Origin of the sequence: Mesorhizobium sp. WSM3864 (assembly GCF_002294955.1) — a bacterium.
Taxonomy (GTDB): domain Bacteria; phylum Pseudomonadota; class Alphaproteobacteria; order Rhizobiales; family Rhizobiaceae; genus Mesorhizobium.
Genome location: NZ_NSGD01000003.1, coordinates 427,164 through 446,205, shown reverse-complemented (window position 1 = coordinate 446,205; position 19,042 = coordinate 427,164). Strand labels below are relative to the sequence as shown.

The window sequence follows — 19,042 nt, the reverse complement described above, 5'->3', positions numbered from 1 at the left end:
TTTTTGCGACATCTGCGGAGTTGAAGTCGCTCAGGCGACTATTCGCCCGGACCCTTGCAGGCGACGATCTGCTCCTTGGTGTAGGTGGTCCAGTCCGGGATAGAGATCGAGACCGGCCATTCGGGGCTGAGCGACGGGTCGGCGGCCGCCTTCAGCTTGGCCTTGCCTTCCTCCGTGACATTTTCCCAGAGCTGCGGCTCGACCAGAACGGTTTGCTGCGCCGGCTTCTTGCCGTCGAGGATCTGCAGTGCGAGCGAAACGCCGGCGCCGCCGATCGAGCCGGGATTGGTGACGGCAGCGCCGACCAGACCCTTAACCGTGTTCAACTGACCGACGAAGCCGGCATTGTCGGCGCCGACAACCGGCACCATCGGCGCCTGCTGCTCGACCAGAGCGTCGACGATGACGTTGTCGATGCCGGAGGTCCAAATGCCGTTGATCGGCGTTCCGGTGGCGAGGAAGGACAGGATCTGCTGCTTGGCCTGATCCTGCTGCCAGCCGGTGAAGACTTCCTGCGCGACCTTCACGTCGGGGAATTCGGCCAGCGCCTTCTTGAAGCCCTTGTCGCGGTCGCTGTCGGCGGAAGCACCGGCGGCGCCGCGCATGTACAGCACCTCGCCCTTGCCGCCCATCTGCTGGAACAGCCACTTGGCGCCGAGATAGGCATACTGTTCCTGGTTGTTGGAGATGATGTATGCGGACGGCTCGGTCACCGCCTGGTCGACAGCGACGACGACGATACCGGCCTTGGTGGCTTCCTCCAGACCGGCCTTGATGCCGGCCGGATCGGCCGGGTTGACGACGATGGCGTTTACCTTGGCGCTGATCAGATTGCGGATGTCCTCGAGCTGGCCGGCGGCGTCGGTGTTGCGGTGGGCGATGTTGAGCTTCGCCACTTCGCCGGAGGCGAGCGCCTGGGCCTTCATGGCGCAGATCATTTCCTCACGCCAGCCATTGCCCTGCACGGTGTTGGAGATGCCGATCGTGTATTTGCCTTCGGCGGACGACACGCCCACCGAGGCAAGCAAGGCAGCGCCGGCAAGCAGCGGGGCCATGGTCAGGTATTTCTTCATTTCAGTACTCCTCCACATTGATTTCAGTTCCTGGGCTCCGAAACGATCGAAGCCTAGCCGTTTGTCCCCTCATTTGACGAAGGGGCGCAGCACGTCGCGAGCCAGCAGAAAACCGCGCTTGACCTTCTCGTCGCTTCCCTCGAACCGGCGGTCCTCATGCTCGATGACCACCGGCCCGTCATATCCAGCCCGGTAAAGGCCCGAAAAGATGCTGCTCCAGTTGATGTCGCCAAGCCCCGGCATGCGTGGCACCTGCCAGCCTATGCCTGCGGAAAGGATCCCGCGCTCATACAAACCATCATGATCGATCATCAGGTCCTTGGCATGCACATGCAGCATGTGCGGGCCGAACTCGCGGATGAAGCGTTCCTTGTCGATCATCTGCCAGACGAGATGCGAGGGGTCGAAATTCATGCCGACGTCGCCGCCCCAGGCCTCGAGAATCCGGCGCCAGACATAGGGCGAATAGGCGATGTTGTGTCCGCCCGGCCATTCGTCATAGCTGAAGATCATCGGGCAGTTCTCGAAGGCGAGCTTGACGCCGTGCTCGCGCGCGTGGGCGATGATCGCGGGCCAGATTTTCTGCGCGGCCTGCCAGTTGTCGTCGACAGTCTTCGAGGCGTCGCCGCCGCAGAAGGTGTTGACGAGCGAGACACCCATTCGGCTTGCCAGCACGATCACCTTCTTCAGGTGATCGATCACCGCATCGCGATGCGCCCGATCGGGATGCAACGGATTGGGATAGAAACCGAGACCGGAGATCGTCAGGCCCTTGCCGGCGAGCTCGGCGGCAATGTCCTTGGCTTGCGCGGGGGAGGTGCCGGCGGCGTCGATATGGCTGGTGCCGGCATAGCGGCGGCTGGCGCCCGAAGTCTTCGGCCAGCAGGCGATCTCGAGCGCTTCGAAGCCGGCCGAGTTCGCCCAGTCGGCGACATCGCCGAGGGCAGTATCCGGAAATGGTGCCGTGAGAAGTCCAAGCTTCATGATGCCTCCCGCTTCGTACTATGCAGATCGTGCTGGTCGCTTCAACCGTGCATCTGTTGGATCAGCGCACACATGTCTGACAAAGGCCATCGGATCATCTGACAGCAAACCATCGAGGCTGGTGACGACATTTGCATGGAACATGTCCCTGGCGGCAAGTGACGGATGGAAGATGGCTTCGATGGCAAGGATTGCATTGGCAAGGGCCTTGCTGTCCGAACCAACGCGGTCGGCGATGGCCGCAATCTTTTCGGCAAAAGGATCGGACACCTGCCAGGCGCGGCCGAAGCGCGACGATGCCTTGATCAGATAGGCCATCCAGCCCGCGACCGGAACCGACAGCAGCGCGATGCTTTGGCCCTTAGCCAGGCGATCACTGACCGGGTTGAGCAGGCGCTGGACGATCTTCTGCGAGCCGTCGGTAGCGATCTGGTGATTGCGGTGGCGGATCGCCGTGTTGGCGAGGCGCGAAAGGCTTTGCTCGACATAGGCTGACGGCGAGATGCCGGGCACGGGCATCAGCGTCGGCAGCGTCTCTTCCGTCAGCATGCGGCGGACGAAGGTGGCAAGCAATGGGTCGGCCATGGCGTCCGATGTGTGCTCGAAGCCGCCCAAAACGCCAAGATAGCTGAGTGCCGTCTGGGCGCCGTTCAGCACCCGCATCTTGAGATGCTCGAACGGCGTGACGTCGTCTACGAAAGCGGCGCCGACGCGGTCCCAGCGCGGCACGCGGCCGGCGAAGCGGTTCTCGATCACCCATTGCCGAAAGCGCTCGCCGACGACGACGGCGCTGTCGCGATAGCCGAAGCGCTGCTCGACCGCCTCGATATCGGCCTCGGTCGTTGCCGGCGCGATGCGGTCGACCATGGCCGAGGGGAAGGCGACATTGGCGGCGATCCAGTCCGCCAAGCCGTTGCCGCGCCGCTCGGCGAATGTCTGCACGACATTGCCGAGGATAGTGCCGTTGGCCGGGATGTTGTCGCAGGAAAGCAGCGTCACCGGGCGGCCATGCGAGCCCATGCGCAGCTCAAGCGCTCGTGCCAGGATGCCGGGCACGCTGCGCGGGGCCTCAGGGTTGGCGAGGTCGTGGACAATGTCGGGATGGTCTAGGTCGAGCGCGCCGCTCGACGGGATGTGGCAATAGCCCTTTTCGGTCACCGTCATCGTGACCATCTCGATATCGGGCGAGGCGAGCACCTCGAGTGCGGGCGCGGCGCTGTGCTGGCTGTCGACCACACGGACGATGCTGCCGATGACGCGGGCCTCGATCTCGTTGTTCTGACGGATGAGCCGCGTATAGAGGCCGTCCTGCCGGCCGAGCGTCGCGGCGAGCACGGGAGGCCGGATGTTGATGCCGACCAGTCCCCAGCGGTCGAAATCGTCCGCCAGGAGGTCATCGGTGTATTCAGCCTGGTGGCAGCGGTGAAAGGCGCCGACGCCGATATGGGCAATGCCCGGCTGCAGCGCCGAGCGAGCGTAAGCCGGTCTGCGGACTTCAGGCGGCACAACGCCGAGCAGGGCGGGGCCGAGATTGGCGGAGGGTGAGATGCTCACCGGTTCGCTCCGATCACCCATTGCTCCTGGTCGATCAGCGCGCCGGTGATCGGCCCGGCCGCGTCGGAAAGCAGGAAGACGGCGAGGTTCGCTACGTCGGCAACGGAGAGTAGCCGGCCGAAGGGCTGCGCGGCATTGGCCGCGTCTAGCCAGCCCGGACCGTGGCCGAGCGTTTCGGCCTGCATGACGCGTTCGGCGGGCGTGTCGGTCCAGCCGACATTGATGCCGTTGACGCGGATGCGATCGAAGCGGTGCGCGTTGGCGGCATTCTTGGTCAGCGTCGCCAGAGCGCCCTTGGTGGCGGAATAGACGGCGAGGTCCGGCGCGCCGCAATGCGCATTGATCGACAGGATGTTGACGATGGCGCCGCCTTGTCCGCGCTTTTTCATGTCGGCGATCGCCGCCTGCATCAGGAAGAACGGCGCACGCGCATTGACGGCGAACAATGATGTCCAGTCGTCGAGGCCGGCATCGACGAAGGAGGCCCGGTCGGTCAGAGCCCCTGCATTGACCAGCCCGTCGATGCGGCCGAAGCGCTCGGTGCATGCGGCGGCGAGCAGGGCCGGAGTCTCCGGGTCGCCGAGGTCGGCCGCCAGGAAAGCGGACGGCGCCCCGATCGCCGACAGTTCCGCCGCGACCGCTTCGCCGCGCTGCCGGTTGCGGCCGGTGATCAGCAAAGCTTCGGCGCCGGAACGGGCGGCCGTCCAGGCAATCGCGCGGCCGATGCCTTGGGTCGAACCGGTGATCAACAAGACCTTGCCGTCGAGCCGAACCTCCATTCCTCCTCCCGGAACAAAGTTTCTATTTTCTCGAATATGGAACGGCAGTTCCTTGCAGTCAACTGCGCCGATCAGCCTGTCCGCCGCGCGACGACGCCGTGGACCAAAGCCATGCCGACGGCGAGCGAAGCGGCGAGCGAGCGGAAGCCTGCGAAGTCCTGTTCCACCACTTCCAGCCAGGTGTCGGAGAGTTTCACCAGCGGTGAGAAGGTGCTGTCGGTGATGGCGACGATGCGTGCTCCGCGATCATGGGCGAGGGCGACCAGGTCTGGCGTGATCGAGTTGTAAGGGCTGAAGGAAACGGCGAGCACCGCGTCGCACTGGCTTATGCAGCCGACCTGATCGAGCGCGGTCGAGCCGACATTGTCGACCAACACGTTGCGCACGCCCTGCTGCGACAGCGTCAGCGACAGATAGGTGGTGACCGGGAAAGCGCGCTTGCTGCCGATCACGTAGATCAGCTCGGCTCCCGCCAGCAGGTCGGCCATCTTCTCGAAGCTGTCGGTGTCGAAACCATTGCCGATGCGGTTGAGAGAAGCCTGCGAGGCGCCGACCATGCCGTTGAGGAAATGCAAGTCGGCGTGGGGTTCGGCTGCTGCCGGTTCCTTGTTGTCGCGCGTGCGTCCTTCCGGCCAGGAGCCTTTCAAATGGTCCTTGAACAGGCCCTGGAAGTCGGAAAAGCCGGCATAGCCGAAGATCTGCGCGAAGCGTACCAGCGTCGAGGGCTGCACGCCTGCCTGCGCCGCCACCTGGGCGATGGTGCCGAGCGCAACGTCGCTCGGATGCTGCCATAGGAAGATGGCGACCTGGCGCATCCTTTTCGGGAAATGCACGGTGCCGGAAGAGAGCACCGCGCGCAGCTCCTCATAGGTTTGTGGTTTCGTGTAGCCAAGTGCCGCCAGCGAACGGCCGCGTTTGCGGGGAACGCTCTCGCCGGGTGAGGTTCGTGCGCCGCTCATAAGATGGGCCGGATTTGAGCTGTTGTACGTGAGGCGACCCGAACTTGCGGTGAAGATTGCCAATTGTCGACGTTTGGAGAAAGGGGACAATTCAAAACCTGAAGCGATTGTCTTGCTTCCATCGCCTCGACAAGCCGGCGGGTAGCCATGCGACGCTTCACCATTCGAACCCTCCTCCACCGGTTCGCATAAGGCTAGTGCGGCACGATCATTTTACAAAACAAAATTTGGAAAAGCTGTTCGAAATTGGCGAGGCGCCTCCTATAGTCCCTGCGCTGGAGGCATCCGGGAGGACTCGAACCATGGTCTACGCAACCGCTGACGGAACCCTACGCAAACGCCTGACGGTCGGCATGGTCGGCGGCGGTCGCAACGCCTTCATCGGCGCGGTTCATCGGTTGGCCATGCGGCTCGACGACCAGATCGCGCTGGTGGCGGGTGCGCTGTCCTCGAATGCCGAAAACGCCGCGGCATCGGCCGCCGAGATCGGCATCGCGCCGGAGCGCAGCTATGGCGACTACCGTGGCATGGCAAAGGCCGAAGCGGCGCGGAGGGACGGCATCGAGGCGGTGGTCATCGTCACGCCCAACCATCTGCATGCGCCGATCGCCACTGCTTTCCTGGAAGCCGGCATCGACGTCATCTGCGACAAGCCGCTGTCGACGACGCTTGCCGAGGCTGAGGCGTTGGTGGCGTTGACGGAGGCCAAGAAGCGCCGCTTCCTAGTCACGTTGAACAACACCGGTTACGCCATGGCGCGGCAGGCGCGCGAAATGGTGGCAGCGGGCGAACTCGGCCGCATCGTGTCGGTGCACGGCGCTTACATCCAGGACTGGCTGACGCAGCCGATCGACGCGCAAGGCCAGAAGCAGGCCGAATGGCGCACCGACCCTGCGCGCGCCGGGCAATCGGCGGTGCTTGCCGACATCGGCGTGCACGCCTTCAACCTGGCGAGCTTCATCTCCGGCTTCGAGGCTGACGCCGTATCGGCGGACCTTTTCACCGCCGTGCCAGGTCGTCGCCTCGACGACAACGCGCATGTCCTGGTGCGCTGGACCGGCGGGGCGCGCGGCACCATCCTCGCCAGCCAGACTTCGCCCGGCCACTACAACGACCTTTCGGTGCGCATCTATGGCGACCGGGCCGGGCTCGAATGGTCGGGCACGCGGCCAGAGGAACTGCGCTTCGCGCCGTATGGGGAGGAGGTCCGCACGCTGGTGCGCGGCGGCCACGGCTCGACGGCGGAAGCCCGGCGCGTCTCGCGCATGCCTGCAGCGCATCCCGAGGGCTATATCGAGGCCTTCGCCAATTTCTACCGCGATGCCGCCGACATCATCCGCGCGCATCGAGCGGGCACTGCGGTCGATGTTGGGCGCGCGGCGCAGGTACCGGACGTCGTCGACGGCGCTCGTGGTGTGAAGTTCGTGGCGGCGGCAGTGGAGTCGAACACGGCTGGAGGAGCCTGGGCGCCGGCGCGGTTTGAATAGACGCCGGCTTGGTGCTTTGAATCGTTCAATCCGCTTTACAATGCGGGGCGGCGCGACCGGCCGACGTGTGGCCAATCAGCCGAGCGGCCGAGGTCGGCCTCATCGATGATGTCCCGCACCGATATGGCCTCGTGGCCCTGCACCGAGCGCACCCGAGTGCTTGGGAGGCACGTCGTTCTCATCCGGATTGGGAACGGGTTCCTCGTCCGGCAGCTTCTCCGGATCTGGTTCGCGCATCGGTTTTGGGTCGGGAAACGGCGGCGGCGTGGGGACCGGCGTTGGCGTGGGGTCGGGAGTGGGGAGAATAGCCATAAGGTGGTCCCTCGTTGCGCTGGCAGAGCAGTCCGCGAGATGCGGTTTGGGCAACCGGTATCTGCCCGACCAGAACATGATGGGTAGAGCCGCCTCATCCGACGCTTCATCGACACCTGATCACCGGCGGCTGACGCATGGCAGAACGGCCTCGACCGGGGATGGTTCCACAGCGATCCCGCCGCGCTTCGGCGGGGTCGGACACGAATGACGATCAAATGATTTCCCGTCGCCCATTTCGCCCTTGCCGGCGCCATGCAGCGCCTTAGTTCCGTTTGCGGGGCGGGTGATCATCTGCCGACATAGGAGGCGGCCTTGAAGCACCAAACCGTAGACCAACTCAATGCCGTTGCCGACGTTCATGCTGAAGCAGCGGTTCTCATCGCCAGTCGTGGCCAACGCCTCGAACGCTGGGCGCAACTTCTCGAGCAGGATCCCGGCCGGCGCCTTATGGCGCTTGCGGGCACCGAATACGCCACACCCGACGTGCGCGAAAAGATGCGTTCCACCGGATCGCCGATTACTGTCGCCTTCGAAGACCCGATCTTTCGTGCTCAGGGCCTGAAGGACGACACCTACGGCGAAGCAAAGCGCTTCTTCGAACTCAGCGACTGGCAACTGCACGAGGTCGTCTGCCATTGCCATGTCGGCGCCAATCTGCCGGCACGCTGGGCGGCGTCCCGCGTTCGCGCGGCCATCTCTCCAGGCTCGGGCATTCTTGCCTGGCTGAGATCGGTGTTCATGCACTAAGACGACTGCCGCGGTTCGAAGAACCGCGGCAAGTTCAATCCTTATCGGAGACGGAGGGGAGTTGTCCCCAGCCGTCGGTAGCTAGAGCGATTCACCGTTTTGCGAGAACGTCGAACCGCTCTATCTTTTTGCTTTCGCTCATTCGGCTGTTGATGCAATTCCCCGCGCGAAGTTTGGGACTGTGTCTGGAATTTGCTCTTAGGGCTGCCCGCGCCGCACCTCCACTCAGCGATCGATCTCTCCGAACACGATATCCAGCGATCCGATGATGGCCGCGACATCGGCGATCATGTGCCCGCGCGACAGGAAGTCCATCGCCTGAAGGTGGGCGAAAGACGGCGCACGTATCTTGCAGCGGTACGGAACATTGCTGCCGTCAGAGACAAGATATACGCCGAATTCGCCTTTGGGCGCCTCCACCGCGGCGTAGACCTCGCCCTGCGGCACATGATGGCCTTCGGTGTAGAGCTTGAAATGGTGGATCGTCGCCTCCATGGAACGCTTCATGGTGGCGCGCGGCGGCGGCGTGATCTTCTGGTTCGGTACGGCGACCGGGCCGTGCCCGTCGGGCAAGCGTAGCTTCTCCAGACATTGCCTCATGATCCTAACCGACTGCCGCATCTCCTCCATGCGCACGAGATAGCGGTCGTAGCAGTCGCCGTGCTTGCCGACCGGAATGTCGAAATCCATTTCGGGGTAGCATTCATAGGGTTGCGCCTTGCGCAAATCCCAGGCCGCGCCCGAGCCGCGCACCATCGGGCCGGAGAAACCCCATGCCCAAGCATCGTCCTGTCCGATCACGCCGACGTCGACATTGCGCTGCTTGAAGATACGGTTTTCGGTCAGGAGTTCATCGAGATTGCTCAATGTTCCCAGGAACGGATCACAGAAATTCCAGATGTCGTCGAGCAACTCTCCCGGCAGATCCTGATGCACGCCGCCGACCCTGAAATAGTTGGCATGCATGCGCGCGCCCGACGCGCGCTCATAAAAGACCATCAGCTTCTCCCGCTCGGCGAAGCCCCAGAGCGGCGGCGTCAGCGCGCCAATATCCATCGCCTGCGTGGTGACGTTGAGCAGGTGCGACAGCAGCCGGCCGATCTCGCAAAACAGGACGCGGATAAGCTGTCCGCGCCGGGGAACCGATATTTCGAGCAGCTTCTCGGCGGCGAGGCAGAAGGCATGCTCCTGGTTCATCGGCGCCACATAGTCGAGCCGGTCGAAATAGGGCAGGGCCTGCAGATAGTTCTTGTATTCGATCAGCTTCTCGGTGCCGCGGTGGAGCAGGCCGATATGCGGATCGGCGCGGTCGACGATCTCGCCGTCGAGTTCCAGCACCAGCCTGAGCACGCCATGCGCCGAGGGGTGCTGCGGTCCGAAGTTGAGCGTGAAGTTGCGAATTGCGGTTTCGGCCATGGCGGCCTCTTCGCGGACTCTCGTTTTGTTTGGGGCGCGGCGGCGCCGATCATGTCGTGGTCTGGATGATCAGCGTCAGCGTGCCGTCGCCATCGATGTTGGCCGCGACGACCTGCGAGGAATTCAGCCCGTTCGCATGCAGCACCGATACCGCCTCGGGCGAGGCATCGATCGATTTCTGCAGCTTGGCCAGGTCCGTGGCGGTTGTCCTGGTGACCACGGCTTCGGCCTGGACCTTGATCTCCGCGGGCAGGTCCTCCATCGCCACCACCACGACGTTGGTAACGGTCTGGCCGGAACTTCCCGGATCGGGTTGCACCTGGTCGAGCCGAGGTTGTTCAGCCGGGGGCAGAACCTGGGGCGGTTGCGGATCGGCGCGTTGAGCCGAGACCGGCTGCGCCAGGGCAAGGGTCGAAAGAGCGAGCATCATCGTCACCGTCCGCATCGTCTTTCCTTCCATGTCTCGAAGTCTGACGACACAACCCCTCCGCCCGGCGATGGTTCCGGCCAGGAGGGCAAGTGACGGTAAACGTCGGCGGGCGACGGCTGGATATCTCACACAGTCAACACTGACAGCGCAGCAGCCTGCAGGCGTTCGAACGCGGCAAAGCGCCTGTCGTGGCAGGCAGCGAGCGCGGCGTTCGGCGAATAGACCTCGCCCACCTCCGACATCGCCGCCATGGCCGCGGGAAGGTTGGAGTGGCGCCCGGCGGCGACCGCGCCGAGCATCGCTGAGCCGAGCAGCACCGGCTCGGGGGACGTTGGCGCGTAGACCACCTTGCCGGTGGAGTCGGCGATGAGCTGTCGCACGAGCGGGCTCTGCCCTGCGCCGCCGCTGATGGCGATCGTATCGATGTTGATGCCGCGGCCATGCATGGCCGCCAGGATCTGGCGGGCGCCATAGCCGAGGCCGCAGAGGCCGGCGACATAGAGCGCGACGAGACTGTCGGCCCCGGTCGCCATGTCCAAGCCGGCGATCAGTCCGCGCGCGTCGGGATTGGCCAAGGGGGCACGATTGCCTAGAAATTCGGGAACGACATGCAAGCCGCCGACCAGTCTGTCCGCCTTCGCCGCACCGCCATGCCGCTCCGCCTCCTGCGCCAGCCACTGGCTGAGGTTCTGGCCGCCTCGCGCCGCGATCCCTGCCAGCTCGACGGCGGCGGGGTGCATGCCGACCAGGCGATCGATGGCGGCGCCCGCGGCCGACTGGCCGCCTTCGTTCAGCCACAGCCCCGGCACCATGGCGGAGAAATAGGGCCCCCACACGCCCGGCACGAAAGCCGCCTGTTCGGTCGTGGTCATGGTGCAGGCCGAAGTGCCGAAGACATAGGCCATGCGCGTGGTCACATCGCCGGCGCCGCCGCGCGCGCCGACCGAGCCGATGCCGCCAGCATGCGCATCGATCATGCCGGCGGCGACCGGCGTTCCGGGCAAAAGGCCAAGCTCGGCCGCCGCCTCGCTCGTCAAGCCGTTGGGGAGCGCGCTCCCCGGCGCCACGACCTCGGTGCCGATCCGGGCAAATTCCTCATCCGCGAGCGCGCCGAGCCCGACCTTGCGAAAATAGGCATCATCCCAGCGTGCCTCATGCGCGAGATAGGTCCACTTGCAAGTCACCGTGCAGGTCGAGCGCGCCAGGCTGCCGGTGGCGCGCCAGGTGAGGAAATCGGCGAGATCCATGAACTGCCATGCCGCGGCGAAGGTCCGCGGCATGTTCTCGGCGAGCCATAAGAGCTTCGGGGTTTCCATCTCGGGCGAGATTGTGCCGCCGACATAGCGCAGCACGTCCTCGCCGGTGCCGTTGATCCTGCGCGCCTGCTCGGTGGCGCGGTGGTCCATCCAGACGATGATGTTGCGCTCGCGATCCCCTGATGGGCTGACCGTCAGCGGCTCGCCACCCGGCCCTAGAACGACAAGCGAGCAGGTGGCGTCGAAGCCGATGCCATGCACCGACTGCGCCGAGATGCCGGCAAGCGACACCGCCTCGCGGACGGTCGTAGCAACGGCGCGCCAGATGTCATTACTCGATTGCTCGACGATATGGCCTTCGGCATGCCAGGTGGCGATGTCGGCCTTGGCGGACGCAAGCATGGCGCCCGCTTCGTCGAAGACGCCCGCGCGGGCACTGCCGGTGCCGATGTCGATGCCGATGAAATGACTGCTCATGACTTCAGATCCTTCGCCCGATCCGTTCGGTTGCTGTAGGTCATTGCTTTGCCGCAGGATGACAAGGTCGCGGACGGTGATGTCACCTTCGTTCCCTATCGGTGTTGCCGTTCCGGCTAGCGGCGCAGGCAAAGCTTTGCCTTGCCGCGCACGTTTGCCCATGCCAATTCGACGCCGCTGCTTGTCGTGCCGGCTGGCTAGGCCGCTTTCGCCAGGTTGATGTTGTGCAGTGTCAGCCGCCGGAAATGCGAGGGCGTCATGCCCTTTTCGGCGAGAAACTGCCGGTTGAAGTTGGAAAGGGTGTTGTAGCCGACCTCGAAGCAGATGCTGGTGATCGAAGCCTGCTCGTCGCTCATCAGCATCTGGCAGGCCAGGTTGATGCGCAGCCGCTTCACATACTGAACCAGCGTCATACCGGTGTGCTGGCGGAAGGAGCGGGAGAACACACTGGGCGACTGGCCGGCGATGGCGGCTAGGTCCGTCTCGCTGAAGGGCTGGGTCAGGTTCTCGCGCAGATAGGCAAGCGCCTTGTTGATGCCGGCCGACATATACCCCGACGGATCGGGCAGGTAGCTCGCGCTGGCCAGCATGCGCGCGCCTTCGGCGCGGCTGAGCAGACCCATTATCATCATGAACAGCTCAATGCGGCGCACGCCTTGCGAATTCATGATCTCTTCCATCAGCGGGCCAAGCTGCTTGCTGGTCTGGCGGCTGAACAGCACGCCGCGGCGCGAGGCTTCGAGCACCGGCGTCAGCGCCGCGAGCTCGGGGAAGGTGTTGATGACGCCGTCGATAAAGCCCTCATTGAACTGAATGATGCGGCAGCGGAGCGGCACCGTCGCGTCCTTCGGCACATCGCTCACCCAGTTGTGCGGCAGGTTGGGGCCGGTCAGCACCAGATTGCCCGGCTCGAACTCGCCGATGAAGTCGCCGACGAAATAGCGGCCGCGGGTGGCGACGATGAGATGCAGTTCGTATTCCGGATGGAAATGCCAGCGCACCGTGCGGAACGGGTAACCGTGCGACCAGGCAGTGAAAGACTCGCCCGGCCTGATCTGCACAACTTCAAGATCGGGTTTCATCGCTGCTCCTCCCGTATTGAAGCCAAGGCGCGTCCCCTCTACGACGCGCCGTCGGTTTCGGCCTCATGTCAGCCAAGCTATCGAGCCGACAAGATCTTCGCCACCATGTTCGCGTCACTCCATTGGTACTTTTTTGACTATTCTGAGCCTCCACGGCGCTGAGCGGCGCCTCAAACGACGCCGCGTTCCTCGCTCCTTATGCGGAAGGCATCGACGGCGATCGCAAGCAGGATCATCGCGCCGCCGATCATCTGAATGTAATAGGCCGAGACGTTGATGAGCTGCAGGCCGGTCTGGATGACGGTGATGAGCAGCGTGCCGCCGAGCATGCCGATGACGCGGCCGCGGCCGCCGAACAGCGAGACGCCGCCGATGACGGGTGCTGCCACGGCATAGAGCAGCGTCGTGCTGCCGACGGTCACGCTGACGCCGCCGAGATAGGAGGTGTAGAGGAAGCCGGCCACTCCAGCGAGGAAGCCGGAAGCGCTGAAGGCGCCAAGCCTCGCGCGCTTGACGTTGATGCCTGCGGCATTCGCCGCCCGGCGGTTGCCGCCGGTGGCATAGAGGTTGCGACCCCAGGCCGAATAAGCAAGCACGACATGCGCCAGGAGATAGGCGACGAAGAGGGCGATCGGCATTACCGGCCAGCTGCCGATGGTGGCGCTGCCTATGTAGCTGTAGCCTTCATCGGTCACCACCATGGTGCGGGCTTGGGTGGCGCCGAGCACCGCGCCTTGAAGAAAAAGCCCCATGGCCAGCGTCGCGATCAGCGAATTCATGCGCAAATAGGCGACGAAGTAGCCGTTGAGCAGACCGACGAGCACCCCGGCAACGATGGTGATGAGCACGGCCAGCGTCCAGTGGACGCCGAACTGCTGCATGGCATAGGCGCCGACCATGCTCGAGAAGACCAGATTGCCGACCACCGAGAGATCGATCTCGCCGATCAGAAGCGTGAAGGAGACCGCAAGCACCAGCACGCCCAGCGTGGTCGCCTGCACCAGCACGTTCTGCAGATTGCCTTCCGAAAGGAAGAAGGGATTGAGGAAGCCGGCGAGGATGCTGAACACGATGATCAGGATCCAGACCACATTGTCGAGAAGGAATTTCTTGCTGGTCATGTCCGATACTGCCCCTGTCATCGCGCCGCTCTCGCTTCGGCGATCGCATCGATGGTGATCTCGGCGCCGCGCAGCATCCGCGCGATCCGACCCTTGGAGAAGATCACCACGCGGTCGACGAGGCGCTGCATCTCTTCCGGGTCCTGCGCGAGCAGAAGCACGCTAACGCCCTCCTTCGTCGCATCGTCGATCAGGCGGTGGATCTGCTCCTTGGCGGCGACATCGACGCCGACGGTCGGTTCGTCGAGCAGAAGCAATCTCGGCTTGCGTTCCAGCAGCCGGCCAAGCAGCACCTTCTGCTGGTTGCCGCCAGACAACTCGCCGATCTCCTGGGCGCCGCTGCCCATGACGATCTCCATGGCGCCGCGCGCCTCGCGCATGCGGCGGTTCATGCCGGCGCCGCTCACCAGCCAGCCGAGCGATAGCGGCCAATTGCCGAGATTAAGGTTCTCGGTCACCGACATCGAGCCGACCAGGCCTTCGCCGATGCGGTCATGGGTGAGGTAGGCAATGCCCGAGCCGAGGCTCTGCCCCGGCGAGCCGAGACGCGCTTCCCGGCCATCGATCAGGACGGCACCGGCCTCGACGGGCAGCAGGCCGCCCAGCGCCCGCATCAATTCCTGCGGCCCTTCGCCGAGCAGGCCGACGAGGCCGACGATCTCGCCGTGGCCGATCGCAAGATCGACCGGGCCGCCGCCGGAAAAGGATAGCCCGCTGAGCTCGATGGCCGCGCCATGATCCTTGCGGGCGCGGTGGAATTCGGCGACGTCGGCGCCGGTGATGACGCGCGCCATGGCCTCGGCCGAAAGCTCCGCCGCTTTGCCGCTGGCGGTCACCTTGCCGTCGCGCAGCACCGTGTATTCCGAACAGAGCTGGCGCACCTCGTCGTTGTGGTGCGAGATGTAGATGAAAGACGTGCCGCGTTGGGTGAGGCTTTCGACCCATTCCAGCAGATGCAGCCGCTCGGCCGCCGCAAGGCCTGCGGTCGGCTCGTCGAGGATGATCAGCGAGGCTTCGGCCGCGACCGCCTTGATGATGGCGAGCCTGCGCCTGTCGCTGGCGCCGAGGTCGCCGGCGCGCCGCCTCGGATCGACCGGCATGCCGTGGCTTTCGAGCTGGCGCACCGCCAGGCGGCGGAGCGCGGGCCAGTCGGTCAGGCCGTAGCGTCTCGGCAGATCCGGCAGCAGAAGATTTTCGCCGATCGAGAGGTCTTCGAAGATCTCCGAATGCTGCGACAGAAGGTGGAGCCCGCGCTTCTTGCGCGCCGTCAACGGCAGAGCCGACACGTCCTCCCCATTCAACAGGATGGTGCCACTGTCGAGACGCAACAGCCCGGCGATGATGTTGGACAGCGTCGATTTGCCAGCGCCGTTCTTGCCGAGCAGGCCATGGATCGCGCCCCGCGACACGCTCAGCGAGACGCCGTCCAACACCGCAAGCGGGCCGAAGCGCTTGAAGACATTGTCGACGGTCAGAACAGCGTTGGCGCCGTCCTGCGCAAGACTATCGGGCACGATCGTGCCGTCGGCGTTGACCATTGGGATAACCGGCAATCTCGAAATGAGGTGAGAACGCGATGGGCGCGTTCTCACCCGCCTCGTCGGCTGCGATCTCAGCCGGCGTTCTGCTGCATCTTCCACACCTGGGTCACGACATTGGCCCAGTGGCGCGGGTCGTCGGCATTTTCCTTGGTGAGGAAGTAGGGCGGGATGGTGAGCAGCGGGCCGGACGGGCTGTCGGCGATCGTGCCCTTCTCCCAAAAATACTTCTTGTTTTCGTAAGGTCCGATCGGAACCGGCTTCCCTTTCAGCGTGTACTCTTCCAGCAGGTCAACGACGATCTCGACATAGGCGATCGGGTCCTGCGCAATGTCGGCGTCGATCTCACCCGCCTTCACCCACTCCAGCGCATTCGGCGAGGCATCGATGCTGGTCAGGATGATGTGCTTCTCATGGCCGACCGGGAACAGCCGTTTCTGCGTTTCGAGTGCCTTGCGGGCATCAACGACGAAGATGTCGGTCGGCATGTGGATGGCGTCGAGGTCCGGCCGCTCGCGCAGCGTCGCCGAGACCACGGCGAGCGCCTGCTCATGCTGGTTGTTCTGCGGCCGCGAGATGATCTCGATGTCGGGATATTTGCTCTTAAGCGTGTCCTCGAAACCGTCTTTGCGGTCGCGCAGCGCCACGGCGGTCAGCGAGCCGTAATTGTTGAGCACGCTGCCCTTCGGCGAGCCGTGCTTCTTGGTGAGCAGCTCGGCGGTCTTCTCCGCCGCCATGACGCCCGACTGCTTGTTGTCGAAGGTCACCGAAGCGGCTACCTCTCCGCCGGTAAGCACGGTGTCGACCATGCCGAGCGGCACGCCGAGCGACTTCGCCTTCTTGCTCAGTGGGATGAGCAGCTCCGAATCCAGCGCGTCGGAAATGAGGTAGCGCGGCTTCTGCAAGAGCAGGCTGTTCCAGTCGTTGACCTGCGCGTTGGCATCGCCATTGGCGTCCTTGCCGACGAATTCCAGGCCGAGGCCTTCGACCTTGCGCTTCAGCGCCTCCTGCAGCACGACGAAGAAGAAGAAGCCGAGATAGCCGGTCTCCCAGGCCACAACCTTGGAGGTCGTGCCCTGCGCCGCGGCGCGCTCGCCGCCCGCCAGCAACAGGCCGCCGGCAGTGGCTGCCGCGCCCTGCAAAAGCGCGCGGCGGTTCAATGTTAAGCTCTTGGTCTCGCAACCCATGTCTCGCTCCCTGAAATGGTTGGAATCTTTGCCGGTAGAGCTTTCCACCAAGCCCGCCCGGCGGGGCACTCAGCCCCAAACATCCCCCGGAACGTTTCCTCCACCGGACGATCTGATCAGGCTAGGCGCGCGCTATCCGGCCAGCCACCACGTTCCGGGGCGGGTGTTAGTACTTTTTTGATTCCGCTAGTGAAAGCCGAGGCCGCGATTACGACTGCGCTACAACATGCTCGACCTCCGGCGCGTTGCATTCGGAGTCAAAAATCTATGTGTCGCGGAAAGCGCAACCGGTAGCTCGCGCCGCAAGCCGCGACTATCTGTCTGGCGAGGGCAGCGCGGCGAAACCGAAGGGATGGAGAGAATGAAGCACTGGATCGGAACCTGGAGCGCAAGCCCGATGAACGTCTGGCCGGGAGACGCCGTGCTCTATGGCTTCCACCGGCAGACGGTACGCCAAGTCGTGCGCGTCAGCACCGGCGGTGAGAGGTTGCGATTGAGGCTGTCCAACGAATATGGCGCCTCGCCGATACGGATCGGCGCCGCGACCGTCGCGCTTGCCGCGAAAGACGGCGCGGTCGGCGCCGGCAGCATCCGGCAGGTGACGTTCGGCGGCGAGACGCAGGCAGATCTGGCGCCCGGCGCGCCGCTTCTCGGCGATGTTGTGGACCTATCGGTTGCCGATCTCGGGCAGATCGCGATCAGCCTCTATTTCCCCGATTTCGCGCCGATCGAGACCTATCACTACGAGGCGCAGCAGACCGCCTACATTTCCGAAATCGGCGACTTCGCCGACGCAGCCGAACTGCCGGTGCAGCAGACCTCGACCAGCCGCTATTTCCTCAGCGCCGTGCTGGTCGAGAGCGGGCCGGACAGTGGCTCTCTGGTTTGTCTCGGCGATTCCATCACCGACGGCTTCGGCTCGACCGTCGACGGCAATGCGCGCTGGCCGGACCGGCTGGCGGAGCGGTTTGCGAAAAGCGGCCGGCTGTCAGGCATCGGCGTCCTCAACCAGGGGATCGGCGGCAACCGCGTGCTTGCCAGCCGCGCCCGCGGCGCCAACGCGCTCGCCCGATTCGACCGCGACGTTCTGGGCTTTCCCAACGTCCGGTGGGTCTCGGTGCTGGAAGGCATCAACGACATCGGCTGGCCGGAAACCATGCTTGCCGGCCGTCAGGAGGCCGTCGCCGTCGAAAGCCTGATCGCGGCTTACCGGCAATTGATCGCACGCGCCCGCCTCAACGGCATCAAGGTGCTGCTTGGCACCCTGCCGCCCTTCGGGGGCGCCTTCGGAGGCCAGCCGCTCAGAACCTTCTACTCTCCGACCAAGGAGCGCGACCGCGAGGCGGTGAACGCCTGGATCAGGACATCGGGCGAAGCCGATGCCGTCGTCGATTTCGAGCGCGCGCTGGCCGATCCCGCCAACCCGTCGAGGCTGCTCGCCGCCTTCGATTGCGGCGACGGCCTGCATCCGTCCGACGACGGCTATGCCGAGATGGCCAGGCTGTTCGAGGAAGCTTTCGAGAGCTTGCTTCGCGGCCAATAGGATTACCTGGTTCTGCGAGTGGCGGCTGCTGCCCGCGCCGGCGCCTTCTGGATGTTGGCGGCGCCGCCCATGTCACCATTCTTGGTGCGACCCGCCCCGGTCGTGCTCCAATATCGGCGCCCGTCGTCGGGTGCAATTCGGCGAAAACACGGATGGCCAACCTCAGAACAGGACGACGAGCACTTAGCATAATGGAGCTGGCAGAAGAGCTCAGCTGTCCAGGAACAAACTGCAAGTCTTGCCGGTTTGGTGACCGAACCGATTGCGGTCACGAAAATGGTTGGACATGGAAGACATAATAATGAGCAGGTTGCGCAGCTACTGAGGCGCCAGTTTTCCAGTGAGATAATGAGGCGCCATCTGCGTGCACTTCCGCTGTTTCGGACCGAGAGGTGGCTCCCTGACCGGCTTGCCGGGTTGATGGAGGTTTTAAAGCGAAGTGAGGGTCGAGGACGACGGCGTTGATTCTTGCTTCTGGCCTGAAGCGTCGACGTCAGGCTGGACGCAAAGGTCGTCTTTCGATCCCAATGGAGAAGAGATGGTGAGCAATGCGGCCGCTCGATAAGGCGTTGCTTGGGGCTGTGGCAGGCGTCGCGGCGACCATGGCGATGACAGCAACGATGAGGCGCCTGCACGCAGTCCTGCCCGACGACGAGCGCTATTCGCTTCCGCCTCGCGAGATCGTCGACCGCACTTTTCCAGCCGTTGACGAGCGCGAAGCACGTTCAAGAACACTGCTTGCGCATTTCGGGTTTGGCGGTCTCACCGGTGCTTTGTTTGCCCTGCTGCCCACCACTGGAGGGAGTGGGGTCGCCTACGGCTTATGCATCTGGGCGCTGAGCTATCTCGGTTGGATTCCCGCCGCCCGCATTCTGACCCCGGCGCACCGTCACCCCATCAGGAGAAACATGCTGATGATTGCAGCTCATGTCGTTTGGGGCCTGACGCTTTCGAGATCACTGAGAGAAATGGAACGCGCCGCCATCGAGGCGTTCGACTCCTCCGGCAACCGGCCAACAGGGCGCGACCAGCAAGCCGAGAGGAGAAGCCGGTGACCGGGCGGCGCGTTCTGCGGAACGATCCGACCCTTCGGC

The 19,042-nt window shown here is 64.3% G+C and carries 16 protein-coding genes; 4 read left to right on the top strand and 12 right to left on the bottom strand.

The window, feature by feature from the left end; genetic code table 11:
• Window positions 1–38 precede the first annotated feature (38 nt).
• The 5 genes from CK215_RS09940 to CK215_RS09920 form a co-directional block, all read right to left on the bottom strand.
• Complete coding sequence (locus tag CK215_RS09940; protein ID WP_095783499.1) at window positions 39–1,073, bottom strand: ABC transporter substrate-binding protein; 1,035 nt, start codon at window positions 1,071–1,073, stop codon at window positions 39–41.
• A 69-nt stretch (window positions 1,074–1,142) separates the two neighbouring features.
• Entirely contained in the window at window positions 1,143–2,057 is a 915-nt protein-coding gene (locus CK215_RS09935) for a sugar phosphate isomerase/epimerase (RefSeq protein WP_095830810.1), read from the bottom strand.
• Between the two features lie 18 nt (window positions 2,058–2,075).
• Complete coding sequence (locus CK215_RS09930; protein ID WP_245418654.1) at window positions 2,076–3,611, bottom strand: mannitol dehydrogenase family protein; 1,536 nt, start codon at window positions 3,609–3,611, stop codon at window positions 2,076–2,078.
• Window positions 3,608–4,390 (bottom strand): SDR family oxidoreductase, encoded by a 783-nt coding sequence (locus CK215_RS09925; protein WP_095830808.1) that lies wholly within the window; start codon window positions 4,388–4,390, stop codon window positions 3,608–3,610. The genes CK215_RS09930 and CK215_RS09925 overlap by 4 nt, the downstream gene beginning before the upstream one ends.
• Before the next feature lie 71 nt (window positions 4,391–4,461).
• Complete coding sequence (locus CK215_RS09920) at window positions 4,462–5,349, bottom strand: MurR/RpiR family transcriptional regulator (protein ID WP_095830807.1); 888 nt, start codon at window positions 5,347–5,349, stop codon at window positions 4,462–4,464.
• 302 nt (window positions 5,350–5,651) lie between these two features.
• On the opposite strand from CK215_RS09920, the gene CK215_RS09915 reads away from it, so the two are divergent.
• Window positions 5,652–6,836, top strand: a complete 1,185-nt coding sequence (locus CK215_RS09915; RefSeq protein ID WP_095830806.1) for a Gfo/Idh/MocA family oxidoreductase — start codon at window positions 5,652–5,654, stop codon at window positions 6,834–6,836.
• 627 nt (window positions 6,837–7,463) lie between these two features.
• Window positions 7,464–7,898 carry a hypothetical protein gene (locus CK215_RS09905; protein WP_067003930.1) on the top strand — a complete coding sequence of 145 codons (435 nt, stop codon included), beginning with the start codon at window positions 7,464–7,466 and terminating at the stop codon, window positions 7,896–7,898.
• A 225-nt stretch (window positions 7,899–8,123) separates the two neighbouring features.
• On the opposite strand, the gene CK215_RS09900 is transcribed toward CK215_RS09905, so the two are convergent.
• From CK215_RS09900 to CK215_RS09870, 7 genes are all read right to left on the bottom strand, one after another.
• Window positions 8,124–9,314: an NADH-quinone oxidoreductase subunit D gene (locus CK215_RS09900; RefSeq protein ID WP_067004196.1), complete on the bottom strand. Its 1,191-nt coding sequence runs from the start codon at window positions 9,312–9,314 to the stop codon at window positions 8,124–8,126.
• Between the two features lie 49 nt (window positions 9,315–9,363).
• Complete coding sequence (locus CK215_RS09895; protein ID WP_095830870.1) at window positions 9,364–9,759, bottom strand: hypothetical protein; 396 nt, start codon at window positions 9,757–9,759, stop codon at window positions 9,364–9,366.
• A 110-nt stretch (window positions 9,760–9,869) separates the two neighbouring features.
• Window positions 9,870–11,477 (bottom strand): FGGY-family carbohydrate kinase, encoded by a 1,608-nt coding sequence (locus CK215_RS09890; protein WP_095830869.1) that lies wholly within the window; start codon window positions 11,475–11,477, stop codon window positions 9,870–9,872.
• Window positions 11,478–11,674: 197 nt separating this feature from the next.
• Entirely contained in the window at window positions 11,675–12,559 is an 885-nt protein-coding gene (locus tag CK215_RS09885) for an AraC family transcriptional regulator (protein WP_095778782.1), read from the bottom strand.
• Between the two features lie 170 nt (window positions 12,560–12,729).
• Window positions 12,730–13,680, bottom strand: coding sequence for an ABC transporter permease (locus CK215_RS09880; protein WP_164747628.1), 951 nt, complete (start codon window positions 13,678–13,680; stop codon window positions 12,730–12,732).
• 17 nt (window positions 13,681–13,697) lie between these two features.
• Window positions 13,698–15,218: a sugar ABC transporter ATP-binding protein gene (locus CK215_RS09875; RefSeq protein WP_095830804.1), complete on the bottom strand. Its 1,521-nt coding sequence runs from the start codon at window positions 15,216–15,218 to the stop codon at window positions 13,698–13,700.
• Between the two features lie 74 nt (window positions 15,219–15,292).
• Window positions 15,293–16,405 (bottom strand): sugar ABC transporter substrate-binding protein, encoded by a 1,113-nt coding sequence (locus CK215_RS09870; protein WP_095823464.1) that lies wholly within the window; start codon window positions 16,403–16,405, stop codon window positions 15,293–15,295.
• A gap of 361 nt (window positions 16,406–16,766) precedes the next feature.
• Here CK215_RS09870 and CK215_RS09865 point away from each other — a divergent pair, with 361 nt between their 5' ends.
• On the top strand, window positions 16,767–17,948 hold the full coding sequence (locus CK215_RS09865) for an SGNH/GDSL hydrolase family protein (protein WP_141245465.1): 1,182 nt from the start codon (window positions 16,767–16,769) through the stop codon (window positions 17,946–17,948).
• 548 nt (window positions 17,949–18,496) lie between these two features.
• A complete protein-coding gene (locus tag CK215_RS09860; protein ID WP_095830802.1) occupies window positions 18,497–19,003 on the top strand; it encodes a hypothetical protein in 507 nt (168 codons plus the stop codon).
• The last annotated feature ends 39 nt before the right edge of the window (window positions 19,004–19,042 follow it).